Annotated in this window: 24 protein-coding genes; 7 read left to right on the forward strand and 17 right to left on the reverse strand. The window is 65.7% G+C overall.

The window, feature by feature from the left end:
- Positions 1–5 precede the first annotated feature (5 nt).
- Complete coding sequence (locus GGD66_RS02610) at positions 6–671, reverse strand: BA14K family protein (protein ID WP_092262035.1); 666 nt, start codon at positions 669–671, stop codon at positions 6–8.
- A gap of 243 nt (positions 672–914) precedes the next feature.
- Between GGD66_RS02610 and GGD66_RS02615 the strand changes: the two genes are divergently transcribed.
- Entirely contained in the window at positions 915–1,322 is a 408-nt protein-coding gene (locus tag GGD66_RS02615) for an NADH:ubiquinone oxidoreductase subunit NDUFA12 (RefSeq protein WP_092262036.1), read from the forward strand.
- A 364-nt stretch (positions 1,323–1,686) separates the two neighbouring features.
- On the opposite strand, the gene GGD66_RS02620 is transcribed toward GGD66_RS02615, so the two are convergent.
- Both GGD66_RS02620 and GGD66_RS02625 read right to left on the reverse strand, forming a co-directional pair.
- Positions 1,687–2,406 carry a DUF899 family protein gene (locus GGD66_RS02620; protein ID WP_183230820.1) on the reverse strand — a complete coding sequence of 240 codons (720 nt, stop codon included), beginning with the start codon at positions 2,404–2,406 and terminating at the stop codon, positions 1,687–1,689.
- 82 nt (positions 2,407–2,488) lie between these two features.
- On the reverse strand, positions 2,489–3,175 hold the full coding sequence (locus GGD66_RS02625) for a DJ-1/PfpI family protein (protein WP_183256805.1): 687 nt from the start codon (positions 3,173–3,175) through the stop codon (positions 2,489–2,491).
- 95 nt (positions 3,176–3,270) lie between these two features.
- Here GGD66_RS02625 and GGD66_RS02630 point away from each other — a divergent pair, with 95 nt between their 5' ends.
- Positions 3,271–4,209 (forward strand): GlxA family transcriptional regulator, encoded by a 939-nt coding sequence (locus GGD66_RS02630; RefSeq protein WP_183230818.1) that lies wholly within the window; start codon positions 3,271–3,273, stop codon positions 4,207–4,209.
- On the opposite strand, the gene GGD66_RS02635 is transcribed toward GGD66_RS02630, so the two are convergent.
- Both GGD66_RS02635 and GGD66_RS02640 read right to left on the reverse strand, forming a co-directional pair.
- Positions 4,206–5,210 carry a Na+-dependent transporter gene (locus tag GGD66_RS02635; RefSeq protein ID WP_183256806.1) on the reverse strand — a complete coding sequence of 335 codons (1,005 nt, stop codon included), beginning with the start codon at positions 5,208–5,210 and terminating at the stop codon, positions 4,206–4,208. The two genes, GGD66_RS02630 and GGD66_RS02635, sit on opposite strands and share 4 nt — an antisense overlap.
- A gap of 32 nt (positions 5,211–5,242) precedes the next feature.
- Entirely contained in the window at positions 5,243–6,190 is a 948-nt protein-coding gene (locus GGD66_RS02640) for an alpha/beta hydrolase (RefSeq protein ID WP_183256807.1), read from the reverse strand.
- 211 nt (positions 6,191–6,401) lie between these two features.
- Here GGD66_RS02640 and GGD66_RS02645 point away from each other — a divergent pair, with 211 nt between their 5' ends.
- Positions 6,402–7,430, forward strand: coding sequence for a DUF2155 domain-containing protein (locus GGD66_RS02645; RefSeq protein WP_183256808.1), 1,029 nt, complete (start codon positions 6,402–6,404; stop codon positions 7,428–7,430).
- A 13-nt stretch (positions 7,431–7,443) separates the two neighbouring features.
- On the opposite strand, the gene aat is transcribed toward GGD66_RS02645, so the two are convergent.
- The 10 genes from aat to GGD66_RS02695 form a co-directional block, all read right to left on the reverse strand.
- The gene (gene aat / locus GGD66_RS02650; RefSeq protein WP_018322999.1) at positions 7,444–8,124 is read right to left on the reverse strand and encodes a leucyl/phenylalanyl-tRNA--protein transferase; all 681 of its coding nucleotides are present in this window, start codon (positions 8,122–8,124) and stop codon (positions 7,444–7,446) included.
- Positions 8,125–8,182: 58 nt separating this feature from the next.
- Positions 8,183–9,286, reverse strand: a complete 1,104-nt coding sequence (locus GGD66_RS02655) for a sensor histidine kinase (RefSeq protein ID WP_092262041.1) — start codon at positions 9,284–9,286, stop codon at positions 8,183–8,185.
- A complete protein-coding gene (locus tag GGD66_RS02660; protein ID WP_018323001.1) occupies positions 9,283–9,723 on the reverse strand; it encodes a response regulator in 441 nt (146 codons plus the stop codon). Before GGD66_RS02660 ends, GGD66_RS02655 begins: the two co-directional genes overlap by 4 nt.
- A gap of 5 nt (positions 9,724–9,728) precedes the next feature.
- Entirely contained in the window at positions 9,729–11,246 is a 1,518-nt protein-coding gene (locus GGD66_RS02665) for a CHASE3 domain-containing protein (protein ID WP_183256809.1), read from the reverse strand.
- A 106-nt stretch (positions 11,247–11,352) separates the two neighbouring features.
- Positions 11,353–12,711, reverse strand: a complete 1,359-nt coding sequence (gene accC / locus GGD66_RS02670) for an acetyl-CoA carboxylase biotin carboxylase subunit (protein WP_018323002.1) — start codon at positions 12,709–12,711, stop codon at positions 11,353–11,355.
- Positions 12,712–12,815: 104 nt separating this feature from the next.
- Complete coding sequence (gene accB / locus GGD66_RS02675) at positions 12,816–13,304, reverse strand: acetyl-CoA carboxylase biotin carboxyl carrier protein (RefSeq protein ID WP_183256810.1); 489 nt, start codon at positions 13,302–13,304, stop codon at positions 12,816–12,818.
- Between the two features lie 37 nt (positions 13,305–13,341).
- Positions 13,342–13,809, reverse strand: coding sequence for a type II 3-dehydroquinate dehydratase (gene aroQ / locus GGD66_RS02680; protein ID WP_092262044.1), 468 nt, complete (start codon positions 13,807–13,809; stop codon positions 13,342–13,344).
- A gap of 258 nt (positions 13,810–14,067) precedes the next feature.
- Positions 14,068–14,871 carry a DUF1236 domain-containing protein gene (locus tag GGD66_RS02685; RefSeq protein WP_183230813.1) on the reverse strand — a complete coding sequence of 268 codons (804 nt, stop codon included), beginning with the start codon at positions 14,869–14,871 and terminating at the stop codon, positions 14,068–14,070.
- 208 nt (positions 14,872–15,079) lie between these two features.
- Positions 15,080–15,847, reverse strand: coding sequence for a DsbA family protein (locus GGD66_RS02690; protein WP_179730596.1), 768 nt, complete (start codon positions 15,845–15,847; stop codon positions 15,080–15,082).
- A gap of 98 nt (positions 15,848–15,945) precedes the next feature.
- Positions 15,946–17,346, reverse strand: coding sequence for a M48 family metalloprotease (locus GGD66_RS02695; protein WP_179730595.1), 1,401 nt, complete (start codon positions 17,344–17,346; stop codon positions 15,946–15,948).
- A 177-nt stretch (positions 17,347–17,523) separates the two neighbouring features.
- Between GGD66_RS02695 and GGD66_RS02700 the strand changes: the two genes are divergently transcribed.
- The 3 genes from GGD66_RS02700 to GGD66_RS02710 all read left to right on the forward strand — a co-directional run bounded on the left by GGD66_RS02700 (position 17,524) and on the right by GGD66_RS02710 (position 20,777).
- Positions 17,524–18,711, forward strand: coding sequence for a pyridoxal phosphate-dependent aminotransferase (locus GGD66_RS02700; RefSeq protein WP_183256811.1), 1,188 nt, complete (start codon positions 17,524–17,526; stop codon positions 18,709–18,711).
- Positions 18,712–18,800: 89 nt separating this feature from the next.
- A complete protein-coding gene (locus GGD66_RS02705) occupies positions 18,801–19,358 on the forward strand; it encodes a biotin transporter BioY (RefSeq protein WP_183257140.1) in 558 nt (185 codons plus the stop codon).
- Positions 19,359–19,442: 84 nt separating this feature from the next.
- Complete coding sequence (locus tag GGD66_RS02710) at positions 19,443–20,777, forward strand: dicarboxylate/amino acid:cation symporter (RefSeq protein ID WP_018323010.1); 1,335 nt, start codon at positions 19,443–19,445, stop codon at positions 20,775–20,777.
- Positions 20,778–20,862: 85 nt separating this feature from the next.
- Here the strand turns inward: GGD66_RS02710 and GGD66_RS02715 are convergent, their stop codons facing one another.
- Complete coding sequence (locus tag GGD66_RS02715; protein ID WP_183256812.1) at positions 20,863–22,095, reverse strand: FAD-binding oxidoreductase; 1,233 nt, start codon at positions 22,093–22,095, stop codon at positions 20,863–20,865.
- A gap of 68 nt (positions 22,096–22,163) precedes the next feature.
- Positions 22,164–24,461, reverse strand: a complete 2,298-nt coding sequence (locus GGD66_RS02720) for a ribonuclease E/G (RefSeq protein ID WP_283806137.1) — start codon at positions 24,459–24,461, stop codon at positions 22,164–22,166.
- Between the two features lie 21 nt (positions 24,462–24,482).
- On the opposite strand from GGD66_RS02720, the gene GGD66_RS42155 reads away from it, so the two are divergent.
- Complete coding sequence (locus tag GGD66_RS42155; protein WP_283806138.1) at positions 24,483–25,316, forward strand: hypothetical protein; 834 nt, start codon at positions 24,483–24,485, stop codon at positions 25,314–25,316.
- The last annotated feature ends 516 nt before the right edge of the window (positions 25,317–25,832 follow it).

Raw genomic sequence — 25,832 nt, forward strand, 5'->3', positions numbered from 1 at the left:
CCGTCTTACGGGCAGGGATGCCGCTGGCCGTCATAACCGAGATAGGTGCCCGAAGCCGGGTCGTATGACTTGTAGCGCCGCGCGCAATAGGCAGAGTCGCCGCCGCTATCCGGCACCACCGCCACGGTCGGCTCATCATAGTAGCTGTCGCCATAGTAGTAGGGGTCATCGTAATAGCCGCCGCCGTAATAGGCATACGAGCCGAGCCCGCCGATCGCCGCACCGGCCGCGAAGCCCGGCCAGAAGCCGCCGCGACGATGATGATGATGCCAGCCTCCGCCGCTCCAGTTGCCACCGCGGCCTTGCCAGGTGCCGCTGTTGGCGGCTGCAAAGTTACGGCTGACGCCGCCGGTAAAGGACGTGCCGCCGCCCGGACGGACCGCTGGGCCGGCCGCGAAGCTGCCGCCACCTCCCTGCAACGCAGGGCCGCCGCCAACCCGTGCTCCGCCACCGAAGCCGCCACCACCCATGCGCGCGCCGCCGCCACCACCGAAGTGAGCGCCGCCGCCACCGCCACCGCCGATGTGAGCACCACCACCGCCACCGCCGACGTGGCCGCCACCACCGCCGCCACGGCCACCGCCGCCGGGCCCCTGTGCAAAGCTCGGTGAAGTCATGGGTAGAACGAGCGCCAGCGCTGCGGCGGCACTCAAAACTTTCAGACTTTTCATGATAAAACTCCTTTCCCGGAAGCAAACCCTATGAAAGGGCTGGAGTTCCTGGGATCACGCCGGTTTGCGCGTGAACGGAGCCTCGCTCTCAATGGCTGTACCCCGCATGAACGGATCGCGTCCGATTTGCGGCAGCGTTCATGGCGAGGCCGGCGCATTTGCCGAGGGCACCGCCGCCCCGCCGAACTGGACATTTCGCCGCCCGGATGGCATCAGGACCCGACGAAGCAGGGCCCTTGCCGCATGAAACAATTCTTCCTCAAGTTCTTCACCTGGTGGAACGGCCAGACTTTTGGCACCCAACTCTGGACCAAGCGGTACGGAGAGCTGGTCGGCCAGGACGAGCAGGGCAATCTCTACTATCGCACCCGCGGCGGGGCGGTCGATCCCACGCTCGGCTTCGAGCGACGCTGGGTGGTCTATAACGGCTATGCGGAAGCCAGCCGGATCCCGCCGTCCTGGCACGGCTGGATTCATCACGTTGTCGATGTGCCGCCGACCGAGGCCAACTATCAGCCGCGCGAATGGGAAAAGCCGCACCAGCCGAATCTTACCGGCACGGTAAAGGCCTATCGGCCCTCGGGCTCGACCCTTGCCAGCGGCAGGCGTCCGAAGGCGACCGGCGATTATCAGCCCTGGACGCCTGGCTAGGCTTTCGGTCCTTCCTCGAATCTCGATCGTTCGGTTGGATGCACGCGCATCCGCCTCACCCTGCTGTGGACAACGGGAACAGCGGGGACGGCGTCTGCGCGGACATTGCGGCCACGCAAGCCATGCGGCTCAATGATTCCATCTTACGGAGATGGGAAACCATCGCGTTCGGTTCGGGCAACAGCTCGCGACTGTCCCGAAATGCAGCGGCCGCCGACAAGGACTCGATCGGGAGATAGGCCCCCGGTCTGGAAGGTCCGAAATCGCCCGATGTGAATGTGCAGCCGCCGTAAGACAGGAAAGGCCGCCTGGGAAACCGAGCGGCCTTTTTCTTTGAGGCGCTTCGTCGGCCGGCTTGTGCGCCTCAGTCGTAGCGCACCTTCGGGAAGAAGTCGCCGCGGCCTTCAGGTGTCATGTCGAGCAGGCCCCAGAGCGGATCGACCAGATCACCGGCGCGATGATGCTGCTTCGGCGCGGGCGGCGCGAAACTCATCTCCGAGCCCCAGAAGTGCCTGATCTTGCCGTTCGCTCTCCTGAAGACGTTGAAGATCGTTTCGTCCCAGTTCTGCCCCTCGGGAACGTGGTGCTGCGCGCGCATACCCTTGGAGAACTTCGATGTGTCGCCGAAGTAATCCGCGTCAAAGGAGTTGCCAGCGGTGGACAGCAGCGACAGATGCTCCCAACCGCGTTCGTGGGCCCAGGCGGCGAGACGCGCGATCGGCGATTTTGCAACGATGTGAAGCGCGGCACGCTCGCCGACATGCCTTGCGGCGCCGTCGAGCCCGTCAAGCAAATGGGTGCAGCCGGGGCAGGGCAGCTCGCGCTCCGGCCCATACATGAAGCTGTACAGGATCAGCGTGTCATGCGGGCCGAACAGCTCCGACATCCTGACCTGTTCCGGCATGCTCGTTTTGCCGATGCGCTCGAAGACGTAATCCTGGGGCACCTCGCCACCGAGCGGCAGCGCGCGACGCCTGGCAGAAACGACCTCAATCTGAGCCCGGAGGGCAATCTCCTCATCCAGCAATGCATTTCGCGCGGCACGATACTCAGTGCTTTCGTTGGGGTAGTGGAGGTGCTCCATGATTGCGCTCCGGATGCTGTGAGTTTCGTGCGCATTCAACTCGTCCCCCGAAACCTCGGTTCCGTCGCCGAAAGTGGAACGTCTACACCACCCGCTCCGCCGCGCGCTTCACCGCCTCGAGCCGCCGTGCATGGTTTTGCGCGCCGCGCTCCCGGAGCAAGGTCATCACTTCGGCCGGCGCTGTATCGGGCGAGCCCGAATTGAACGGCGGGGCGGGGTTATATTCCATCTGGAGCTGGATCGCTTCCGCGGTGGTGCGATTGACGAGGATCGACACCAGCGTCAGCGCGAAATCGATTCCTGCGGTGACGCCGCCGCCGGTGATGCGGTTGCGGTCGATGCAGACACGCGTCTTGGTCGGCGTGGCGCCAAATTGGGCCAGCATCTCCATCGCGCTCCAATGGGTGGCGGCGCGGTAGCCCTTGAGCAGACCGGCAGCGCCGAGCGCCAGCGATCCCGTGCAGACGGAGGTGACGTATTTTGCGCCCTCGGCCTGCCGGCGCAGGAAGTCGAGCACCTCCTCGTCATTGAGCAGGTCGTCAGTGCCGCGGCCGCCGGGTACGCAGATCACGTCCAGTTGCGGGCAGTCGGCGAATGTCGTGGTCGGCGTCAGCGTCAGCACGGAATCGCTCGGCACCGGCTCGATCCGCTTCCAGATCAAATGCAGCTTTGCGCCGGGCACCATGGCGAACACCTGCAAGGGACCGGTGAAGTCGAGCTGGGTGACGCGCGGGAACACCAAAAGTCCAATCTGGAGCGGTGACGACATCGGCAAATCCTCCAAAGATGAGCTTGACGGGCGAAGATTGGCATGGTGCGGTTGTGTCTGAAATGGCGTAATTCCCTCTATTTCGGACATACCCTATGATCGGCATCCTGATCTTCCCGGACTTCCAGCTGCTCGATGCGGCCGGCCCGATCTCGGTGTTTGAGGTCGCGGCGCGCTGCACTGGCAAGACGCTTGCGCTGCGCGTGCTGGCCGCGGGCGCGGGACTGGTGCGCAGCTCGTCGGGCGTCGAGATGATGGCGCGTGATTTCAAGTCGGCGAATGCGATCACGACGCTGGTGATCGCGGGCGGCGCGGGCGTTGCGGATGCCGCGCGCTGCGAGGTCACGCGCGCCTTCGTGCAGCGGCTGGCGCGGCGCGGCGTGCGCGTGGCGAGCGTCTGCTCAGGCGCCTATGTGCTTGCCGAGGCGGGACTGCTCGACGGCCGCCGCGCCACCACGCATTGGGGGCGGACGCGCGATTTCGTCGCGCGCTATCCGAAGGTGAAGTTCGAGCCGGACCAGATCTTCACCCGCGACGGCAATGTCTGGACGTCGGCCGGCATTACCGCCGGCATCGACCTCGCGCTCGCGATGGTCACCGAGGACCATGGCGAGGAGATCGCGCAGCAGGCCGCGCGGCAGCTCGTGCTCTACCATCGCCGCAGCGGCGGCCAGTCGCAGTTCTCCTCGCTGCTGGAGCTGAAGACACCGAACGGCCGCTTCGGCGCGCTGTTGTCCTGGGCGCGCGAAAATCTCGACGCGCCGCTGACGGTGGAGGACCTCGCCGATCGCGCCGGCATGAGCGCACGGCATTTCGCCCGCGCGTTCGCCGCCGAGACCGGCGCGACGCCGTCGAAAGCGATCGAGCGGCTGCGGCTCGAAGTCGCGCGCGAGCGCGTGCAGTCCTCGCGCGAAGCGATCGAGCTGGTCGCAGAGGCGACCGGGTTTGGCGATCCCGAAAGAATGCGCCGCGCCTTCATCCGCGCGTTCGGCCAGCCGCCCCAGGCGCTGCGGCGCGCGGCGCGGGCGGGTTAGGGGATGCTCGTCGCAGCAGAGCTGGAGGTGTTCGCGCGTACCGTCAGGCGCCGCGCGATCGGCATCAGCATGTAGGGCGCGAGATGGATCGGAAACTGTGTCATCGCGAAATAGAGCCAGGTGGTGGGCGGCAATGCGCCGGCCGTGGCCGCCAGCATCAGGCCGAGATTGCGCTGTGACACCATCAGCCCGAGTGCGAGCGCGCGCTCGGTGCCGATGCGGCGGAATAGCAGCGTGGTGATCGCGAGCAGGGTGAAATAGATCGCGAATGAGAGAGCTGCGAGGCCGAGGGTGAACAGCGGCTGTGCGAGAAGGTCGCTGACGACATCGCCCATGATCGCAGCAGCGAAGATGAAGAGGATGATGATGTTGAGGCCGTCGATCGGCGTCTTGTGACGCTGGATCGCCTCCGCGCCGAAGATCCATCGGATCGCTGTGGCGGCCAGCAGCGATGCTGCGAGGATGCCGAGCAGTTTCAGGCCCAGCGTCAGCGGTGTGACGCTCAGCATGTCGCCGAGAAAGAGGCCGGCGAATAGCGAGGCCGTGAAGGGCACCAGCGCGGTCGAGGTCACCAGCGTGATCAGCACGAGCGTGGCATCGAGACCCATCAGTGCGGCCAGTGCCGGAGAGGCCATCATCGGCGAGGCCATGCTCTGGAGCATCAGCGCGAGCGAAAGCCCGGGCGCGCGAGCCGTAAGTCCGGTTGCGTGGGCGATCAATCCGACGATCAGCGGCACGCCGATCGTGGTCCAGGCCGTGGCGGTAGCAACCAGCGCCGGCCGGCGCAGATGGCCGTAGAGGGCGGCCAGATCGACCCGCATGAAGGAGATGCAGAGCAGGCAGAGGATTGCCTCGGTGAGATAGGGACGCAGCACTGCGCCGAGTGGTGGCACCGCGGCCGCGATGAACACGACAGCCGCGACTCCGCGTGTGCCCTGGCTGCCGAGCCATTTCAGGACGCGCAGCGGGAAGGTGATGATGGTTTGGAGAAGGACAGGCATCGGTATCGTTGGTGCGTCGGGCTACGGGACTGTCATCCCAATCCCTTCAACCATGCGCCGATCTCGCCGACGGCGACATTGGCCTGCTGCAACAACTTGCCCATCGTGAAGAAGCCATGGAATTGGCCGGGATAGTGCTTGTGCGTGACGGGTACGCCGGCCTGCTTGAGCCGCGCGGCATATTCGTCGCCTTCGTCGCGCAGCGGATCGGCGCCGGCGGTCAGCACATAGGCGGGCGGCAGGCCCGCCAGGTTTTGCGCACGTGCCGGTGAAGCGCGCCAGTCATGGATGTCAGCGGCGCCATTGAGGTAGTGGTCGCGAAACCAGCGGATCACCGAATGCGTCAGCAGCACGCTGGTCTCGGGCTCGCTGTGGGAGCCGTGGGTCATGGCGAAGTCGGTCGCCGGGTAGATCAACACCTGGCCTGCGAGTGCGGGACCGCCAGCCTCGCGCGCGGCGAGCGCGACGACCGCGGTGAGGTTGCCGCCAGCGCTGTCGCCGCCGATCGACAGGCGCGAGGCGTCGATGCCGAGCTCGCGTGCGTTCGCGGCGATCCATTGGGTCGCGGCGATGGCGTCCTCAGTCGCCGCGGGAAATTTGTGCTCGGGCGCGAGACGGTAGTCGACCGAGATCACGATCAGCGCGCCCTCAACCGCGAGCTGGCGGCAGACGACGTCGTGGGAGTCGAGATCGCCGATCACCCAGCCGCCGCCATGGAAGAACACCAGCGCCGGCGACAGGCCGTCGTGCCGGCGTGGCTCCTTGGGAACGTAGAGGCGGGTGGGGATCACCCCGTGCGGCGCCGGGATCGATAGCGGCGTGACGCGCGCGAGCTCCGGCGGCTCTGGGTTGGTGGCAAAGCGGGCCTGAGCGTAATAGGCGCGCGCTTCGTCCGCAGTCAGCGTCTCGTAGGCGGGGCGGTCGGCCTCCTGGAAAGCCCTATAGACGGCGGCGGCATCGAGATCGAGCATAACGGGCATGGAACGGCGCACCTCTGGGTTTCCGGTTATCGTTGGATGTCATTTTCGGGGCGAATGCCCGCCTTCGCACCTCCGAGGAGGGGCTTTCCGACTATCCCACCCGTCAGCCGCCCTGGCCAGCGGGCGGCGGGCAGGGCAGGGATGCCGCCCTTCCCCCGCCGTATTCCCCGTGTTAACCGGAGGGCCTGCGAGCGGCGGTATCCCCTGTAGAATGTCCAACAAGCCCGATTCGCTGTTGAAGCCGCGCGAGATGTTTCGAACCATTACCCTGACAGGTCTTGCGGCGCTTTTGGCCGCCACCGCACTGACGGTTGCGACGCCGGCTCAGGCGCAGATCGGCACGATTTTTTCCGATCCGCCGCCGCTGCGGCCGCCCGGCAACATTCCGCGCGGCCAGCCCCAGCCGCAGCAGATCCCCGATGACGACGAAGAGGTGCCGGAGTTGCCGCCGCAGGGCCGCGTGCTGCCGTCGCGCCCGATGCCTCCGCCGCCGGGCCGGCAGGGCAATGTGATGCCGGGGCCGGTCGAGACCCAGCCGCTGGCGCCGCCGCCGGGCTCCACCGTCGCCCCGCCAAACCAGCCGCCGCCTGTGGCGGTCGCGCCGCCGGGCCAGCCGGGTGCGCCGGGTCGCCAGCCGCAGCAGAAGGGCGGGCCGGGCGGCGCCGTGCCGCAGACCCCGGCAAGCCTGCAGCCGGGCGACGAGGTCGTCACCGAGCCGCCGGCCCAGAAGATCGTGAACAAGAAGGCGACCTTCTCGGGGCTCGACAAGATCACCGGGCGCATCATCAATTTCGACGAGGAGATCGGCGAGACCGTCCAGTTCGGCGCGCTCAGGGTCAAGACCGACGCCTGCTACACGCGACCGGCGACCGAGGCCACCAACACCGACGCCTTCGTCGAGGTCGACGAGATCACCTTGCAGGGCGAGGTGAAGCGGATCTTCTCGGGCTGGATGTACGCGGCAAGCCCGGGCCTGCACGGCGTCGAGCATCCGATCTACGACATCTGGCTCACCGACTGCAAAGAGCCGCAGCAGACCATTGCGACCGCAGCGCCGGATCCCGCGACCAAGCCTGCACCGCCGCCGCCGCCCGCGCAGAAGAAGGCCGCGCCGAAGCAGGTGCAGCAGCGTCCGCCGCAGCCTCTGCCGCCGATCCAGCAGCAGCAATCGGCACCGCCGCCGCCTCCGCCGCCGGAGCAGCGACCAGGTCTGTTCGGTATCCCGGGGTTTGGCCGCTAGGCCTGGCTATCGATTATTGCCGCGCGGCGATGATCTCGAGCGCGCGTGCGCCTGGGATCGCCTCACCCGCCGAGAGCTTCAGGAAATCGCCCGGCTCGCCCGCGAGCGCCTTGTCGAGCAGCGCGGTGTAGCGCCGCCGCGAGATCTCGGCCGCACCAAAGCTCTTCAGATGTTCGGTGACATATTGGGTGTCGAGCAGCTCGAAGCCGCCATGGATGAGCCGCGCGACCAGATGCACCAGAGCGACCTTCGAGGCATCGCGCGCGGTGTGGAACATGCTCTCGCCGAAGAAGGCCCGTCCGAGGCTGACGCCGTACAGCCCGCCGACGAGGTCCTCGCCCTGCCAGGCCTCGACGCTATGGCAATGGCCGAGCTCGAACAGGCCGCCATAGAGGTCACGGATGCGCTTGTTGATCCAGGTGTCCTCGCGTCCGGCCTGCGGCGCGGCGCAGCCGGCGATCGTCGCCTTGAACGCGGTGTTGACGGTTACGCGAAACACATCCGAGCGCACGGTGCGCGCGAGCCGCGAGGCGACGCGAAATCCGTCGAGGGGGATGACGCCGCGCAGCTCCGGCTCGACCCAGAACAGGGTCGGATCTTCGGCGCTTTCGGCCATCGGAAAGATGCCGCAGGCATAGGCGCGCAGCAGCACGGCCGGTGTGATTTCAGACGGGGCGGAGTCGCGCGAAGTCATGGTTCGCAACCATAGCAGGATCGCGACGCGGTTGCGATGGGGGTGCAGGGCAGCGAGATCAGCTCGCGGCCGCGGTGCTGGTCCTGCCGGGGGCTGCCGGCATGCGCGCGAATTTCAGCACGATCCGGGTTCCGGAATGGGCGGGATCGCGCTCGACCGTGGCGTCGAGCTTCGAGGCCATGGCCGCGACGATGCGCTGGCCCATGCCGGTGGAGCGCGGATCGGCCTTGACGTTGTCACCGACGCCGTTGTCGGTGATCGACAGCAGGACATCCTCGCCCTGCGCGTGCAGCTCGACATGGATCGGGCCGGCGCCGTCGGGATAGGCGTATTTCACCGCGTTCATCACCAGCTCGTTGACGATGATGCCGACGGCGACCGCGCGGTCGGGATCGATCTCGATCGGCTCGGCCTTCAGCGTCAGGCGCGACATCCGGTTGCCTTCGGCGGAGCGGCGGAGATCCTCGAGCAGCGAGTCCAGATACTGGTTCAGGACCACGCTCTTCAGATCCTGCGAGGTGTAGAGGCGGCGGTGCACTTGCGCGACCGCGGCGACGCGGCCCATCGCGTTGGTCAGTGCCGCCTTGACCTCGTCCTGCGCGGCGGAGCTTGCCTGAAGGTGCAGCAGCGAGGCGATGATCTGGAGCGAGTTGCCGACGCGATGGTTGACCTCGCGCAGCAGCAGCTCGCGTTCGGCGGCAAGGGCGGCGTAGCGGTCGCGCGAGGCATGAATCTCGGCCTCGGCTTCCTCGCGCGCCTTCTGCAGTTCGGCCTGGCGCAGCGCGCCCTCGGTTGCGACGTGGAGCAGGGGGATGAAATCGCCCGTGACGTCCTTGACGAGATAGTCGGCCGCGCCGGCCTTCAGCGCGGTCACCGCGATGCTGGAATCCTGCGAGGCCGTGACGAACACCACGGGCGGCGCACCCGGGATCGCCATGATTTGCTCCAGCGTCTCCAGCCCGTCGAGGCCGGGCATGTACTGGTCGAGCGCCACCACGTCGATGCCGCCCTCGACCGCGGCGCGGCGGATGCGCTCCAGGCCTTCCTCGCCGCTCGCGGCATGGACGACCCTGTAGCCGCGCCGCGTCAGGCCACGATCGACCAGGCGCGCCAGCGCACTGTCGTCGTCGATGTAGAGCAGTGTTGGCGTGCGCTGGTTCATGGGGCGGCGGGAGGGACCTGGATGACCGAGAAGAACAGGCCGAGCTGCCGGATGGCATTGGCGAAATTCTCGTAGTTGACGGGCTTAGTGATGTAGACGTTGCAGCCGAGCTCGTAGCAACGCTTGATTTCCTGGGAATCGTCGGTGGTGGTCAGCACCACCACGGGCGAAGCCTTCAGATATTTGTTTTCCTTGATCTGCCTCAGGATGTCGATCCCGGTCATGTCGGGCAGGTTGAGGTCGAGCAGGATCAGCAGCGCATTACCCTTCTGCACGAGCCCTGAGCCGTCGGCGCCGAACAAATGCTGCATTGCGTCCGTGCCGTTGGGGAACGAGACGATCTCGTTGTTGACTCCCGAGCGGCGGATGTTGCGCTCGATCAGGCGGGCGTGGCCCTCATCGTCCTCGATCATGATGATGGTGACAGGCTGGGTCATCGATCTCAGTTCCGGTTGCTCACATTCCAGGCGATCGGCAGCGTGATCGTGAAGGTGCTGCCCGCGTCCAGTTCCGACGATACCGACATGGTGCCGCCGAGGCGACGCACAAGTGCACGCACATGCGCAAGACCAATGCCCTGGCCGGGCTTGTCCTGGGTTCCCGCACGGCGGAACAGGTCAAATATCCGCTGATGGTCCTTCGGATCGATGCCGCGGCCATTGTCGCTGATCTCGAAGATAGCGTAGCCGAGCTTGGTGCGCCCGCGGATTCTAATTTCGCCGGGCACCCCGCGCTTCAGGTACTTGATCGCATTGTCGATCAGATTGGAGAAGATCTGCTCGAGTGCGAGCCGGTCGCTGACGATGTCAGGCAGCGGCTCGAGGTGGATCTCGGCCTGCGCCTCGGCCGCCTGGTGCGCCAGCGTCGACACGATGGCCTCGATCAGCTCGCTGGTGTCGATCTTCACCGGCTGGAATTCGCGTCGGCCCTCGCGGGTGAGGTTGAGGATGGCCGAAATCAGCCGGTCCATCTTGGCGATCGACGTCTTGATGAAGCCGAGCGCCTCGGAAAAATCCTCCGAGAGCTGCTTGTCGGCGCCTTCGAGCACGAACTCGCCGGGCGCGCCTGGCGCCAGTAGCGGCCCGTCGGCAGGGACGTGGGCGAGGCTGCCGATGCGGCGGAAGACATCGCCGCTGAGCTCTTCGAGCTCGCTGGTGAAGCCCATGATGTTGACGAGCGGCGAGCGCAGATCGTGACTGACGATATAGGCAAAGCGCTGGATCTCGTCGTTGGCCTCGCGCAGGTCCGCGGTGCGTTCGTCGACAACGGACTCCAGATTGACGTTGGCGTCGCGCAGGCGCGCTTCGGCCTCGTCACGGGCGCGGGCCGAGCGCCGCACCAGCCAGGTCGAGATCAGGGCCAGCAGCACGACGAGGCCGGAGCCGATGCCGGTCATCGATGCAGCCAGGGTCTGGCTCCGGTCGGAGTTGGCCGTTCGGACCCGGAACAGCCGCTCCTCCTCGCGGATCATCGCGTTGGCCAAATTGCTGATGGTAGTTGTGGTGTTGCCGGCCGCGGCCTCGCGGATCAGCGCCGTGGCCCTGTCCGGTTGGCCGTCCTTCACGAACTTCATTTCGCGCGAGAACTGGTCGAGTCGGGTCTCGATCGCCGCGCTCAGTTTTTCGATGCTGTCGCGTTGCGCCGGATTGTCGCCGATCTGGCGCGTGAGCTTGTCGAGTGCCGGAATGATCGCTGCGACGGCCTTCTCGTGGTCCGACTGGAAATCCGGTCCCTGCGTCAGCAGAAAGCCGCGGGCGCTGCTCTCGGCGCGGCGGATTTCAAGCAGTAGGGCGTTGATCTGGCTCTCCGCCTCGATCGTGTGAAGCACCCATGTGCTGTCTTCCCTCGCCTTGTTGACGAGATAGATCGAGCCGGCGCTGATCACGGTCAGAATCAGAAGACCCGCCGAAATCAGCAGGATCTGCCAAAATGCGCGCCCTCGATGGGCCTCGGCCGTCACGACGGCCTCGTTCTGTCACGTTCAGCGGAAGTCAAAACGCCCCCTTGGAACTGTCCCCGCGTCGAGAACGCGATGGGGGCCAAAGGGTTCCACGACGAAAGTGGATTTATCGCGGAGCGGGTTCCGTCTTGCCGGCCAGATACTGTTCCAGCCAGTGGATGTGATAATCGCCGTTGATGATGTCGTCTTCACGCACCAGCGCGCGGAACAGCGGCAGCGTGGTCTCGATGCCTTCCACGACCATCTCGTCCAGCGCCCGGCGCAGCCGCATCAGGCATTCGGCGCGGGTCTTGCCGTGCACGATCAGCTTGCCGACCAGGGAATCGTAATAGGGCGGGATCGTGTAGCCCTGGTAGACTGCGGAATCGATCCGGACCCCCAGTCCGCCGGGCGGATGGTATTGCAGTATGCGGCCGGGCGAGGGGCGGAAGGTCTGGGGATTCTCGGCGTTGATGCGGCACTCGATCGCATGACCGATGACCTGGACCTCTTCCTGCCTGGCCGGCAAATCGCCGCCGGCGGCGATGCGGATCTGCTCCAGCACGAGGTCGATGTCGGTGATGCTCTCGGTGACGGGATGCTCGACCTGGATGCGGGTGTTCATCTCGATGAAGTAGAACTCGCCGTCCTCGAACAGGAACTCGATGGTGCCGACGCCGAGATATTTCATCTCGCGCATGGCTTTCGCACAGGTCTCGCCGATCTTGGCGCGCGCGGCGGCGGCAAGGACAGGCGAGGGGCCCTCTTCCCAGACCTTCTGGTGGCGGCGTTGCAGCGAACAGTCGCGTTCGCCGAGATGGATCGCGCCGCCGCGGCCGTCGCCGAGAATCTGGATCTCGATGTGACGCGGCTTCTGGAGGTATTTTTCCAGATAGACCGAGGCATCGCCGAAGGCCGATTTGGCCTCGTTGGCCGCCGTCGACAGCGCCACCTGCAGGTCGGCCTCGCTGTGCGCCACCTTCATGCCGCGGCCGCCGCCGCCGGCCGCCGCCTTCACCAGCACCGGAAAGCCGATCTTCCTGGCGATCGCCAGCGCGTCGTCATCGGGACCGACCGCGCCGTCGGAGCCGGGCACCACGGGGATGCCGAGCCGCTTGGCGGTCTTCTTCGCCTCGATCTTGTCGCCCATCAGGCGGATGTGCTCGGCCTTGGGGCCGATGAAATGCAGATTGTGCTCGGCGAGGATCTCCGCAAAGCGGGCATTCTCGGACAAGAAGCCGTAACCGGGATGCACGGCATCGGCGCCGGTGATCTCGCAGGCCGCGAGCAGCGCGGGCACGTTGAGATAGCTGTCCTTGGATGCCGGCGGTCCGATGCAGACGCTCTCGTCCGACAGGCGCACATGCATGGCATCGGCGTCGGCGGTGGAGTGCACGGCGACGGTCGCGATGCCGAGCTCCTTGCAGGCCCTGAGGATGCGAAGGGCGATCTCGCCGCGATTGGCTATGAGGATCTTGTCGAACATGGTGCCTCAGCGGGCAAACAGGAAGGTGCGAATGACGAGTGGCGAATGGCGAATGGCGAGTAGGGAAGGGGTGGACCATTCGCTATTCGCTATTCCCCATTCGCTTACTCAATAATCACCAGCGGCTCGCCGTACTCGACCGGCTGGCCGTCCTCGACCAGGATCTGCGTCACCGTGCCGGCGCGCGGCGAGGGGATCTGGTTCATGGTCTTCATGGCTTCGATGATCAGCAGGGTCTGTCCGACCGAGACCTTGCTGCCGACCTCGATGAACGGCTTGGCGCCGGGCTCCGGTGCCCAATAGGCGGTGCCGACCATCGGCGAGCTGACCGCGCCAGGATGCTTCGACAGGTCGGGTCCGGCGGCGACAGGCGCGGCGGAGGCGACCGGCAGGGCGGCGGGAGCGGCTGCCATCTGCATCGGCATGGTCGCAGCAACGCTGACGTTGCGGGCAACGCGCAGGCGCAGGCCCGCACGTTCGATCTCGATCTCGGTGAGACTGGTCTCATCGAGCAGCAAAGCGAGCTCGCGGACGAGCGCGGAATCCTCGCTTGAAAACCTTGCGGCTGCTTTGTCGTCTGGCTGGCGCGCCATGTTGTTTGATCCGAATGTTCTGTTTGATGAGGGGGCTTCAGGCTTTGGGCTTGATGGCAAGCTTGGCGGCAAGGCCCTGGATGGCGAGGCGGTAGCCCTCGATGCCGAAACCGCAGAGCGAGGCGAAAGCGGCGCGTGCGGTGTAGGAGTGGTGACGAAAGCTCTCGCGGGCGTGGATGTTGGTCACATGCACTTCGACCGTCGGGATCTGCACCGCGAGCAGCGCGTCGTGCAGCGCGATCGAGGTGTGCGAATAGCCGCCGGCATTGACGATGATGCCCTTCATCTTGCGCGCATGCGCCTCGTGGATGAAGTCGATCAGCTCGCCCTCGCGGTTGGACTGCCGGCAATCGGCCTTGAGGCCGAACGTTGCCGCGGTCTCCCGGCACAGTGCCTCGACGTCGGCCAGCGTGGCGTGGCCGTACTTCTCGGGCTCGCGCGTTCCCAACATGTTGAGGTTCGGCCCGTTCAGGACGAGGATCGTATCGGTTGCAGGTTCTGCCATTCCAATCCCGGGAAGAGGTGCTCGGCGTGGCGGGGTTATAGGTAACAAAGAGGCCTAGGGGAAGCCTTGAAGGGCCTCCCAGGGGCCTTCAAGTACCTCATCCCCGGTGCAAAAACCTGTGCGGAAGCTACGGAAATCGCTTGTTAACCAGTTCTAATCGTGGCTGCCGGAGGGAGGCTCGCAGGGGAGGGCGACGCATAGGCCAAAGGCCCCTGCCGATCTCTCGGCAAGGGCCCATTTGGGTATCAGCGAAGCAGCTTAGCCTTCGATGATGTAGACGATCTCGCGCGTCTGCGGACGGACGATCACGTACTGACCGCGGACGAAGATCACCTCATAGCCACGCCACTCCGGGTAGATCTCCACGATCCGGGGCGGAAGCGGATGGACTCTGACGGAGGCCGGGATCGCGGTGCCGACCGAGATGTTGAAGTTGACGTTCGTCGTCTCTTCGATCTTGGTCGACTTGATCGCCGTCGAGATTTCAGACCGCTTTTCGGCCGGCGGCGCGGAAGCCGTCGCGGAGGCGGTGCCGGTCGTGGTCTGGGACTTGTCGGTCGTAGCCGCATTGTTGGTCTTGGCAGCGCCGCCCGCCTTGTTGTCCTCAGCCTTCATGTCCTTGGCAGACTTGGCGGGGTCCGACTTTGTCGTCGAGTCCGAGCTCATGCTCTTCGACTTGTCCTGCTGGGACTTGTCCTGCGCACGTTCGTCGGTGCGCTGGCCCTTGGTGGCGCCGGCCTTGTCCTCGGCCGCGTTCTTGTTCATCGCGCCGCCCGGGGAGCGCTCGTCCTTCATCGCGCCGGATTTGTCTTCGGAAGCCCGATCGGACTTCATGGTGCCAGCGCCACCGGCCTGGCCGACGGTGCCCTTGTCATGGCTCATGGAATCGCGGCCGCTCGCGCCGCGCTCCGCGGCGCCGCCGCCGGAAGGCTGCGAATGCTGCATCTGCGCGCCACCGGCGCCGCCGCCGCTGTCACGGCCCATGGTGTTCTGTGCGTTCGCCAGACCGGCGCCGGCGACGAGCGTGAGCGTGGCAACCGAAATCATAAAGCGGTTCAACATCGAATTCTCCTCACGTGTTTCTTTGCGTCATTGCCCGCGCCGACAACGAAAGGAGATTTGAGTTGTTCCGGAACTTCGCCTGTTCCGCGGCATTTGTTTGTTGAATGCCAGATGAATGATTTTGCACGAAGACGCCAACGTTCGGCGCAAGAAAAAGGCCGGCTTGTCAGCCGGCCTTTTCGGGTTTTCAGGATCGTAAAACGTATGATCAGCAGGTTGCCTTGCCGCAGCGGGCAATGCCGATCTTTTCCTTGAGGCTTTCGACGCCGACCGCGCCGATCACGATCTGCTTGCCGATGACATAGCTCGGCGTGCCGTTCATGCCCATCGCTTCGGCGAGCTTGAAGTTCTCCTCGATGGTGGCGCGCACCTCGGGGCTGGCGATGTCCTTCTCGATCTTTGCGGTGTCGAGGCCGGCTTCCTTGGCGGCTTGAAGCGCGCGCGCCTTGTCGGCCGCGCCGCGGCCGCCGAGCAGCTTCTGGTGGAAGTCGAGATATTTCTTGCCCGAGGGATCCTGCATGCGCACGGCGACCGCGACCTGCGCAGCCTCGACCGAGCCCTGGCTCAGCACCGGAAATTCCTTCAGCACCACCTTCAGCTTCGGATCCGCCTTCATGATGGTGAGCATGTCGTCCATCGCGCGCTTGCAGTAGCCGCAATTGTAATCGAAGAACTCGACAAAGGTGACGTCGCCGTCCTTGTTGCCGAGCACGACCTGGCGCGGCGAGTTGAAGATCGCGTCCGCATTCTGCGCGATGCTGGCCTCGTGCTTCTGCGTCTCGGCCGCGGCCTGCCGCTTGCTGAGCTCGGCCATCGCCTCCTCGAGCACCTCGGGATGGCTGATGAGATAGTTCTTGATGATCTTCTCGATGTCGGTGCGCTGGGTGTCGGAGAAACTGTCGGCCGACGCGGGCACGGCTGCGCCGAACAGGGCGAGCGCAAACAACGCGGGAGCAAGCAGGCGCAGCGAAGGCATAGGTAAATCCTCTTATCCAAAGCAGGTTTCGGAATACGTCCCGGCGGACTTAAGCTCGGTGTCGTGACGTCGTGGTATCGGGCGTCGTTCGAGTTACGTCAGTTGCGCGGCGGCTTCGCCGCCACGATGTCGTCGGCCTTGACCCATCCGGGTGTGCCGACGGCGAAACGGGTTTTCGCGCGCGTGGCGAGCTCGCGGGCGGTCTTGTTGTCGCCGCGCAGGTAAGCGGCTTGCGCCGAGGCGAGATCCGCTTCGGCATAGTCGCCCTTCCGGCCATAGGCCATCGCGAGCTGGGTATAGCCGAGCACCGCTTCCGGTTCTCGCGCCACCGCGGCGCGGAGAATCCGAACGGCGTCGTCGGTGTAGGCCTTATTATCGGTTCCAACCAGAGCTTGCCCAAGTAACATCTCGATGAGGGGCGCGTTGTTGGAAAGCTGTGCGGCCTTGCGCAGCGGAGCGACCGCATCGGCCGGCTTGCCGCTCTCCAACAGGGCCTGGCCGCGCACCTCGTAAAAGTACGGGTTGTTGGGCTGCACCTGGATCAGCGCGTCGATCTGGGCCAGCGCGCTGCGCAGATCGCCGTGCAGATAGGTGCTGATGGCGCGGGCATAGCGCGCCGGCATGCTGTCGTTGGTCTGGGGATAGCGTCGGTACACCGTCTCGGGCCGCTCCATGAACGCGGAGATCTTGGCGCGCACCATGTCGTGGCGGAGCTGGAGCGCGGGATCGTCCTTCTTGTTCCAGTAGGGGCTGGAGCTGGCGAATTCCTGAAGCGCGGCGACGCGCTCGGCCGGCATTGGATGCGACTGGAGATAGGGATCGGCGCCGCGCGCGGCGAACAGGCTCTCACTGGTGAAGCGCTTGAAGGTCTCGTACATGCCCTTCGGCGATTGCTGGGTCGCGGTCAGGAATTTCACGCCGGCGCGGTCGGCGTTCTCCTCCTGCTGGCGCTGGTAGGACAGCAGCGTCCGGCGGATCACCTCCTGCGGAGCGGAGATCGCGGCGGCGCCGGCATTGGCCAGCCCGTTGTTGCCTGCGCTGCTGCGCTGGGTGCTGCCCGCGGCGATCGCGCCGGCGCCGAGCAGCATCGCAATGATCATCTGGGTCTGGGCGGCGGCGAGCTGCTCGCGCAGCTTGGACAGATGGCCACCGGCCAGATGCCCGGTCTCGTGCGCGAGCACGCCGATGATCTGGTTCGGCGTTTCCGATTGAAGGATCGCGCCGTAATTGACGAAGATGCGGCGGCCGTCGGCGACGAACGCGTTGAACGAGCTGTCGTTCAGGATCACCATCTGGATGTTCTGCTTCTCCAGACCCGCGGCGCGCAGGATCGGGCGCGTATATTCGCGCAGCAGCTGCTCGGTCTCGGTGTCGCGCAGGACAGGCGGCCCCTTTTGCTGCGCCCGCGCCGCCGGGAGCGGCAGCAGCGCGATCGCCGCAGCCGTGACGAGGGCGGTGAGGGCGGTGGCCTTCTTGCGCAATGCGATCTGAAGCAACATCAAACGGTCTGGAGAGCAGTTTCGTGATTGGTTTTGGCGATTGGCGGCGGACCGGATACGCGATATGCCCTTATGAGCCTTACCCCTTATGAGCCGTACAATGCGGCCAGTCTGGGGCGCAAGCGCCCCGTTTCCCGGACCGGACGCACCGGCCCGCCAGCGAAATAGCAGAAATCGATGCACGATGCGACATTGAGGAACCGGTTGGGGCAATGGCTCGAGCCCTCCCGCCGCAGTGATGTTCCCCCGTTCATGGTGATGGACGTCATGGCCGCGGCAGCCCGAATCGAGGCCGCTGGCGGCCATGTCATCCATATGGAGGTCGGCCAGCCCGCGGCCAGGGCGCCCAGCACCGCGATTGCGGCCGCCCACGCGGCGCTCGAGGCCGGGCGGATCGATTATACCTCCGCACTCGGTATTCCCGGTCTGCGCGAGCGCATCGCGCGCCATTATCGCGATGCCTATGGCTGCGACGTCAGCCCTGACAGGATCGTCGTGACCACCGGCTCCTCCGGCGGGTTCATCCTGGCCTTCCTGTCGGTGTTCGAGCCCGGCGACCGCGTCGCGGTGACGGTGCCGGGCTATCCGCCTTATCGCCATATCCTCACCGCGCTCGGTTGCGAGCCGGTGCTGATCGAGACCACGAACGAGACGCGCCATGCGCTCACCGGCGAGGCGTTGCTCGCGGCGCATCGCAAGGCGCCGTTGAAGGGCGTGCTGGTCGGAAGCCCCGCCAATCCGACGGGGACGATGATGTCCCGCGAAGCGCTCGCCGGCTTGATGGCGGCCGCCGAAGACGCAGGCATCCGCTTCATCTCGGACGAGATTTATCACGGGCTCGATTATGCGTTTCCGGCGGTCACCGCGGCCGCGCTCTCCAAGCACGCACTCGTGATCAACTCGTTCTCGAAATATTTCTGCATGACCGGCTGGCGTGTTGGCTGGATGGTCGTGCCCGAAATTCTGGTGCGGCCGATCGAGCGGCTGCAGCAGAACCTATCGATCTCGGTGCCGTCGCTGTCACAGATCGCGGCAGAGGCCGCCTTCGACGGCGCAGCCGAGATGGAGACGATCAAGCATGGCTATCAGGAAAACCGGCGAATTCTGATCGAGGGATTGCCGAAAGCCGGCCTGAGCAAGTTCTTGCCGGCCGATGGTGCATTTTATCTCTATGCCGACGTCTCGGACTTCACCTCCGACAGCTTCGAGTTCGCCAAGCGGATGCTGGAACAGGCGCGCGTCGCGGCCACGCCCGGGCTCGATTTCGATCCCGTTCACGGCCGCTCGTTCATTCGTCTTTCCTATGCGCGCTCGCCCGGAGAGATGCGAGAGGCAGTTGACCGGATCGCTCACTGGCTTAAATAGCCGCCAGTTTTCGACCATCACCGGAGTTCAACTTGTCTGACCGATCTGTCTCGACCGCTGTTGCGCCACATTCTTCTCTCGCCGCATTGATGTGGCCGACCCGGCCGGGCGAAACCGTCGGCGCGGTGCGTGCCGTCGTGCTGGTTGCGCTCGGCACCGCATTGATGGCGCTGTCAGCCAAGGTGAGCCTGCCGCTGCCTTACGTGCCCATGACGTTGCAGACGCTGGTGGTGCTGATGATCGGGGCTGCCTATGGCTGGCGCCTTGGCAGCGCAACCATGATCGCCTACCTCGCCGAGGGCGCGCTTGGCGTGCCGGTATTCGCCGGACCGGTGGGTGGGATTGCACCGCTGGTTGGCCCGACCGCGGGCTATCTGTTCGGCTTCGTCGCTGCCGCTTTCGTGACCGGCTGGCTCGCCGAGCGCGGCTGGGATCGTAGCGTGGCGCTGCTGTTTGCAGCGATGGCGGTTGGCCATATCGTCATTCTGGCCGCCGGGTTCGGCTGGCTGGCGTTCGGCCTCGGGCTGGGCGTTGGAAAAGCCTGGCAGGTCGGCATCGTGCCGTTCATTGCAGCTTCGCTGGTCAAGAATGCGCTTGGCGCGACGTTGATGCCGGCGGCGCGCAGGCTGATCGAGCGTCGCCGGTAAGCGCGCAAAGAGTTCGCGGTTCCAATTGACAGGGCCGGCCAAGTTGATCTTGGCTGGCCCAGCGTTTTGAGGGGGAGTGAAACAATGACGACGACAACGATGGCGGAGGCGCCGATCGCGCCGCCCGCAGCAAAGCCGTGGTACAAGGTTCTCTACGTCCAGGTGCTGATCGCCATCGTGCTCGGCGCCATCGTCGGCTGGCTGTGGCCACAATTCGCAACCAACGAATGGATCAAGGCGCTCGGTGACGGTTTCATCAAGCTGATCAAGATGGTGATCGCCCCGATCATCTTCTGCACCGTGGTCTCCGGCATTGCCCACATCCAGGACGCCAAGAAGGTCGGCCGCATCGGCGTCAAGGCGCTGGTCTATTTTGAGGTCGTCTCGACCTTCGCCCTGGTGATCGGCCTCGTCGTCGGCAATCTCGTCAAGCCGGGCGCAGGCTTCGGCAATGCTGCGGCGAGCGAGGCGGCCGTTGCGAACTACGCCAAGCAAGCCGCCGGCCAGAAGTCCGTCGACTTCGTGCTGCACATCATTCCGGACACGGTGGTCGGCGCCTTCGCGCAAGGCGAGATCCTGCAGGTGCTGCTGTTCTCGGTGCTGTTCGGCTTCGCCATCATGAGCTTAGGTGAGCGCGGCCACACCATCCGCAGCTTCATCGACGATGCCGCGCATGCGGTGTTCGGCGTCATCTCGATCGTGATGCGCGCGGCACCGATCGGTGCGTTCGGTGCGATGGCCTACACCATCGGCAAGTTCGGGACCGGTGCGATCCTCAACCTGATCGGTCTGATCGCGACCTTCTATGCCACCGCGGCGCTGTTCGTGTTCGTCGTGCTCGGCATCATCGCGCGCCTGGCCGGCTTCTCGATCTTCAAGTTCCTGGCCTATATCAAGGACGAGTTGCTGATCGTGCTCGGCACCTCCTCCTCGGAGAGCGCGCTACCGTCCATGATGGAGAAGCTGGAGCGGCTCGGCTGCTCCAAGTCGGTGGTCGGTCTGGTAGTGCCCACGGGCTACTCGTTCAACCTCGACGGCACCAACATCTACATGACGCTGGCGACGCTGTTCATCGCGCAGGCGCTCGGCGTCGATCTCAGCTTCAGCCAGCAGCTCACCATCCTGGTCGTGGCGATGCTGACCTCGAAAGGCGCCTCCGGCATCACCGGCGCGGGCTTCATCACGCTGGCGGCGACGCTGGCCGTGGTCGATCCGCGCCTCGTGCCGGGCATGGCGATCGTGCTCGGCATCGACAAGTTCATGAGCGAGTGCCGCGCGCTGACCAATCTGTGCGGCAACGGCGTCGCCTGCGTGATCGTCGCCTGGTGGGAGGGTGAGCTCGACCGCGACAAGCTCAACGCCAACCTCTCCAAGCAGATCGATCCGACCGACATGGAGACGGCGATCACGACGGACTGATCTGGACCTGACGGCGCGAGCTGCGCTGTCAGACCTTGAAGTCATAGGGCTGGTCGAGATGCTCGATCAGCCCTTTTTCTTTCGGCTAGAACCGCTCCGGCCGGTACGGCATCGGATCGATCGCAGGCGTCTCGCCGCTCATCATCTCGGCGAGCAGGCGCCCGGTCGCGGGTCCGAGGGTAAAGCCCTGGTGGCCGTGGCCGAAATTCATCCAGAGCCTGGGATGCTGCGGAGCTTGCCCGAGCACCGGCAGCATGTCGGGCGTGCAGGGGCGGGTGCCGAACCACGGATCCGGCTCGACGCGCTTGCCGAGGTCGATCAGCTCGCGCGCGGATGCTTCGGCGCTGGCGAGCTGCACGGGCGTCGCGAGCGCATCCGGGCTCGTCAGCTCGGCGCCGGTGGTGATGCGAATGCCCTTGGCCATCGGCCCCATGGCATAACCGCCGGCCTTGTCGATCAGCGGCAGGTCGAGCGACGCGCCGCCGCTGTAATGCATGTGGTAGCCGCGCTTGCGCACCAGGGGAATGCGATAGCCGAATTTGTGGAGGAGATCGGGCGACCACGGCCCGAGGGTCACGACGGCGTTGGCGGCGTCGAGACGCCCCTGGTCCGTATCGACCGACCAGCCGGTCGCGGTTTGCCGCAGCGACTGCGCATCGCCAAGCACAATGGCGCCGCCGCGGCGCTCGAACAGCTCGGCATAGGCCGTGACCAGCGCGCCGGGATCGGACACGGTCCAGGTGTCGAGCCAATGGATCGCGCCGGGAAGATCGTCGCGCAGGACCGGCTCGACCCTGGCAAGCTCGCTGCCGGAGAGCACGCGAAAATTCACGCCGAACTCGCGGCGGTCTTCCTCCGCCGTCTTGATCGCCAGATCGAATGAAGCGGCATCGCGATGCAGCATGCGATAGCCGGCGCGGCGGATGAGATTGTCGGCATGGGCTTCGCGAATGAGGATGTCGTGCTCGCTCGTCGCGTAGGCGATCAGCCGCGCCCATGCATCGACGGCCTCGCGATGGCGCTTCGGGGCCGAATGCCACCAGTAGCGGAGCAGGGGCTCGATATGGAGATGAAGCGACGACAGGCTGTAGCGCACATCGTTGGTGCGGCCGGTCGCGATCTTCAGCAGCGTCGCAAGGTCGCGCGGCATCGGATAGGGGCGGACCGCTTCGGCCTGGATCATCCCGGCGTTGCCGTAGCTGGTCTCGCGGCCCGGCTCCCTGCGGTCGACGAGCCTGACGGCCCAGCCGCGCTGCTGGAGGTGCAGCGCCGCGCTCACGCCGATCATGCCGCCGCCGAGAACAATTGCGCTTTGCATTGGAACTGACCTCGCCAAATCAAAAAACGCCCGGCTTGACCCGGGCGTTTTCTCTTGAGTGTTCGGCTTTATTCACCGCCGCCGAAGCGGCGCGACCACCAGCCGGCGCGGCGTGGCGCCGCCGGTGTTTCGCTTGCAGGTTCCGGCACGGGTTCAGCTGCCGGCGGGGCGGCCGGCTCAGGCGCCTGCGCAACCGGGGCTGCGGGCTCGATTGGGCTGCTCGACAGGAAGCTCACCTTTTCCCGGACCGTGGAGCGGCGCCGCGCGGTCTTGTCGTCGGCGGGCTCTTCCTCCGCGGCAACCGGCTGAGGCTGGGCCGGCACCGCCTCGGTCTGCACCTCGGCGCGCTGCTCAGGCTGCGAGACCTCAGGCTCAGCGGTGTGTTCGGCCTGGGCAATCGAGGGCGCAGCCTCGCCGCCGAAGCCGTCGAAATCGGCGACTGCGTCGGACGCTTCCGACGGCGCATTTGCCGCGAGCTCGTCGCTGATGGAGCCGGCGAGACCGTCCTCGCCGCCACCACGCCGACGGCGTCCGCCGCGGCGACCACGCCGGCGGCGACGGTCACCGCTGCCCTGCTGCTCGCCGCGGGCCGCCTGTTCCTCGCCTTCTTCGCCATCCTGCTCGGACTCGGCATCCTCTTCGCCTTCGCCGGCCGCAACGGCCGCCTCGGGGAGGGCGGCAGGGCTATCCTCACGCAACTCGCCGTCGCGCTGGCCACCGCGGCCGCGCCGGCGACGGCGGCGCTTGCGGCGCTGGCCGTCCTGCTCGGAAGCTGCCTCGCCCGCAGCCTGCTCCTCGGTGAGACCTTCGGTCTCCTCGGTTTCGACCTCGGATTCGAGTTCGGAATCGAATTCCTCGTCGTCATAGGCGTCTTCAACGATCGGCGGCGGGCTTGCTGCCGCCTGCGCCGCCAGCAGCGCCTTGGCGGCTTCCAGCGTATGGACTTGCTCGCCGCGGTCGATGAGATAGGCCTGCGGCCCGCTGACGCTCGCGTCGGCGATGACCGACAGCGTCACCTTGAAGCCGTTCTCGAGATCGCGCAGATGGCCGCGCTTGTGGTTCAGCACATACAGCGCGACGTCGGTGCGGGTGCGGACCACGAGATTGTGGGTCGCGCCCTTCATCAGGATCTCTTCGAGGCCGCGCAGCAGCTGCAGCGCCACCGAGGACACCGAGCGGACATGGCCGGTGCCGCCGCAATGCGGGCACGGATCCGTCGAGCTCTCGAGCACGCTGGCGCGGATGCGCTGGCGCGACATCTCGAGCAGGCCGAAATGCGAGATGCGGCCGACCTGGATGCGCGCGCGGTCCTGCCGCAGGCAATCGGACAGCTTGCGCTCGACCGCACGGTTGTTGCGCTTCTCGTCCATGTCGATGAAGTCGATGACGATCAGGCCGGCGAGGTCGCGCAGGCGAAGCTGGCGGGCGACCTCTTCGGCCGCCTCCAGATTGGTCTTGAGCGCGGTGTCCTCAATATGGTGCTCGCGGGTCGATCGTCCCGAGTTGACGTCGATCGAGACCAGCGCCTCGGTCTGGTTGATCACGATGTAGCCGCCGGAGCGCAGCTGCACGGTCGGCGAGAACATCGCGTCGAGCTGGCTCTCGACGCCCATGCGCGAGAACAGCGGCTGGCCGTCGCGATACTGCTTCACCGCACTGACATTGGCGGGCATCAGCATCTTCATGAAGTCGCGGGCTTCGCGGTAACCGGCTTCACCGGCAACCGAGATCTCGTCGATCTCCTTGTTGTAGAGGTCGCGCAGCGAGCGTTTGATCAGCGAGCCTTCCTCGTAGACGAGGGTCGGGGCCTGCGACTTCAGCGTCAGGTCGCGCACCGTCTCCCACATCCGGATCAGGTATTCGAAGTCGCGCTTGATCTCGGGCTTGGTGCGGGCGGCGCCGGCGGTGCGCAGGATGATTCCCATGCCCTCGGGCACGTCGAGATCCTGCACCACTTCCTTCAGGCGCGAGCGGTCCTGAGCGCTGGTGATCTTGCGGCTGATGCCGCCACCGCGTGCGGTGTTCGGCATCAACACGGCATAGCGGCCGGCGAGCGAGAGGTAGGTGGTCAGCGCCGCGCCCTTGTTGCCGCGCTCTTCCTTGACGACCTGCACCAGCATCACCTGGCGGCGCTTGATGACTTCCTGGATCTTGTACTGGCGGCGCGGGCGGAAGGTGCGCTCCGGCACTTCCTCCAGCACGTCGTCGCCGCCGACGGATTCGACGACTTCCTCTTCGGCTTCCTCGCCGTCTTCGTCCTCGTCCTCGTCGTCTTCGCCGGTTGTTTCCGCAGCCTCGGCATGCGGCGCCTCGGCGCTCTCGACCGCAGCATACACGGCATCGGCAGGTTCAGCGGCGGAGGTCACGGCCTCAGCCAGAGCTTCCGCATGCGCTTCGGGGGCGGCGGTCTCCTGCAGCTCGGCGGCGACCACAGGCTCGGCGCCAATCGTTGCGACAGGCGCGGGCGTCTCGTCGGCGTGATCGTGGTCGTGATGATCATGCTCGCCATCGTGACCATGGTCATGATCGTGAGCGTGAAGGTGCCCGTCATCATGGGCATGATGATCGTCGTGATCATGCTCGTCATGATCATGATCGTGGTGATCGTGAGCTTCGTGCTCGCCGCGATGCTCCGCGTCGGCGTGCAGATGCTCGCCTTCGTGCAGGGCGCCCTCGGCGTGCTCCGGCAGCGCCGCGCCTTCGATCGGCTGGGCCGCGGGATCTGCGCCTTCGACGATGTCGCTGCGCACGCGCTCGCCATGACCGCGGCGGCGGGCGTTGCGGTGGCGCGAACGGCGGCGGCCGTGGGAGCGGTTCTCGCTCTCTTCCTCGGCCTCGCGATGGGCCTGTTCCTCGGCCTCGATCAGTGCCTGACGGTCGGCGACCGGGATCTGGTAGTAGTCGGGATGGATTTCGCTGAAGGCGAGGAAGCCGTGGCGGTTGCCGCCATATTCGACGAAGGCGGCCTGGAGCGAGGGTTCAACCCTTGTGACCTTGGCGAGGTAGATATTCCCACGCAGTTGCTTGCGTTGCGCGGTCTCGAAATCAAACTCTTCGACGCGATTGCCGCGGACCACGACGACCCGGGTCTCTTCCGGGTGGGTGGCATCGATCAACATCTTGTTGGGCATGTCTTAACTCTTGGCGGCGGCGGGCGCGATTCACCGTGGGCGCGAGCTGCGCTGCCGGGTGACGCGACGGTCCACCTGATTCGGGGGTGAGGGGAAGGCCGAAACGCCGTCTCTCGCGCCTTGCCGAACCGGAAGCTTCAGGACCAAGGCGGCGCGCGGGATTTTCACTCCGCAGCGTCGCGAATGATCCTTCAGAATTCGTCGGCACAGTCTGGCGCATCAAGCGTCGGCCCGTATGAAACATTGGGCGGCGAGGCCGCCCTTCAATCAGTTGCTGCTGGCCAGGCATGGCGCGAGCGCGCTCGCCTTGAGGATCACGAACCGCTCCCCTGGGATCAAGGGACCGGGTTAATGGGTTACGTCGCTGTCAGAACTGTCCCGGTAACGCGAGAGGTAACCCAGGACCGTCCGCCGCCGGCGCTTGACCCGTTCCACCTCGCTGCCGCGCACCGCGCTGGCCTTAGAGGGGAACGGAAAAACACTGGAATTCCCAAACCTTGAGAGTTCCGGCGCTGCACCGGGAGGCTGAATGCGACACAACCGGAAATATCGGCCGTCAGCATTCCGTACATACGAGGAATGAGCCATCGGTGCAAGGGAGCGTCG

Origin of the sequence: Bradyrhizobium sp. CIR48 (genome assembly GCF_014198315.1) — a bacterium.
Taxonomy (GTDB): Bacteria; Pseudomonadota; Alphaproteobacteria; order Rhizobiales; family Xanthobacteraceae; genus Bradyrhizobium.

Bases quoted from the DNA above. Each gene is read 5' to 3' on its own strand.
- GGD66_RS02610 (WP_092262035.1), bottom strand. From the start codon at position 671: ATGAAAAGTCTGAAAGTTTTGAGTGCCGCCGCAGCGCTGGCGCTCGTT.
- GGD66_RS02615 (WP_092262036.1), top strand. From the start codon at position 915: ATGAAACAATTCTTCCTCAAGTTCTTCACCTGGTGGAACGGCCAGACT.
- GGD66_RS02620 (WP_183230820.1), bottom strand. From the start codon at position 2,406: ATGGAGCACCTCCACTACCCCAACGAAAGCACTGAGTATCGTGCCGCG.
- GGD66_RS02625 (WP_183256805.1), bottom strand. From the start codon at position 3,175: ATGTCGTCACCGCTCCAGATTGGACTTTTGGTGTTCCCGCGCGTCACC.
- GGD66_RS02630 (WP_183230818.1), top strand. From the start codon at position 3,271: ATGATCGGCATCCTGATCTTCCCGGACTTCCAGCTGCTCGATGCGGCC.
- GGD66_RS02635 (WP_183256806.1), bottom strand. From the start codon at position 5,210: ATGCCTGTCCTTCTCCAAACCATCATCACCTTCCCGCTGCGCGTCCTG.
- GGD66_RS02640 (WP_183256807.1), bottom strand. From the start codon at position 6,190: ATGCCCGTTATGCTCGATCTCGATGCCGCCGCCGTCTATAGGGCTTTC.
- GGD66_RS02645 (WP_183256808.1), top strand. From the start codon at position 6,402: ATGTCCAACAAGCCCGATTCGCTGTTGAAGCCGCGCGAGATGTTTCGA.
- aat (WP_018322999.1), bottom strand. From the start codon at position 8,124: ATGACTTCGCGCGACTCCGCCCCGTCTGAAATCACACCGGCCGTGCTG.
- GGD66_RS02655 (WP_092262041.1), bottom strand. From the start codon at position 9,286: ATGAACCAGCGCACGCCAACACTGCTCTACATCGACGACGACAGTGCG.
- GGD66_RS02660 (WP_018323001.1), bottom strand. From the start codon at position 9,723: ATGACCCAGCCTGTCACCATCATCATGATCGAGGACGATGAGGGCCAC.
- accC (WP_018323002.1), bottom strand. From the start codon at position 12,711: ATGTTCGACAAGATCCTCATAGCCAATCGCGGCGAGATCGCCCTTCGC.
- accB (WP_183256810.1), bottom strand. From the start codon at position 13,304: ATGGCGCGCCAGCCAGACGACAAAGCAGCCGCAAGGTTTTCAAGCGAG.
- aroQ (WP_092262044.1), bottom strand. From the start codon at position 13,809: ATGGCAGAACCTGCAACCGATACGATCCTCGTCCTGAACGGGCCGAAC.
- GGD66_RS02685 (WP_183230813.1), bottom strand. From the start codon at position 14,871: ATGTTGAACCGCTTTATGATTTCGGTTGCCACGCTCACGCTCGTCGCC.
- GGD66_RS02690 (WP_179730596.1), bottom strand. From the start codon at position 15,847: ATGCCTTCGCTGCGCCTGCTTGCTCCCGCGTTGTTTGCGCTCGCCCTG.
- GGD66_RS02695 (WP_179730595.1), bottom strand. From the start codon at position 17,346: ATGTTGCTTCAGATCGCATTGCGCAAGAAGGCCACCGCCCTCACCGCC.
- GGD66_RS02700 (WP_183256811.1), top strand. From the start codon at position 17,524: ATGCACGATGCGACATTGAGGAACCGGTTGGGGCAATGGCTCGAGCCC.
- GGD66_RS02705 (WP_183257140.1), top strand. From the start codon at position 18,801: ATGTGGCCGACCCGGCCGGGCGAAACCGTCGGCGCGGTGCGTGCCGTC.
- GGD66_RS02710 (WP_018323010.1), top strand. From the start codon at position 19,443: ATGACGACGACAACGATGGCGGAGGCGCCGATCGCGCCGCCCGCAGCA.
- GGD66_RS02715 (WP_183256812.1), bottom strand. From the start codon at position 22,095: ATGCAAAGCGCAATTGTTCTCGGCGGCGGCATGATCGGCGTGAGCGCG.
- GGD66_RS42155 (WP_283806138.1), top strand. From the start codon at position 24,483: ATGCGCTTCGGGGGCGGCGGTCTCCTGCAGCTCGGCGGCGACCACAGG.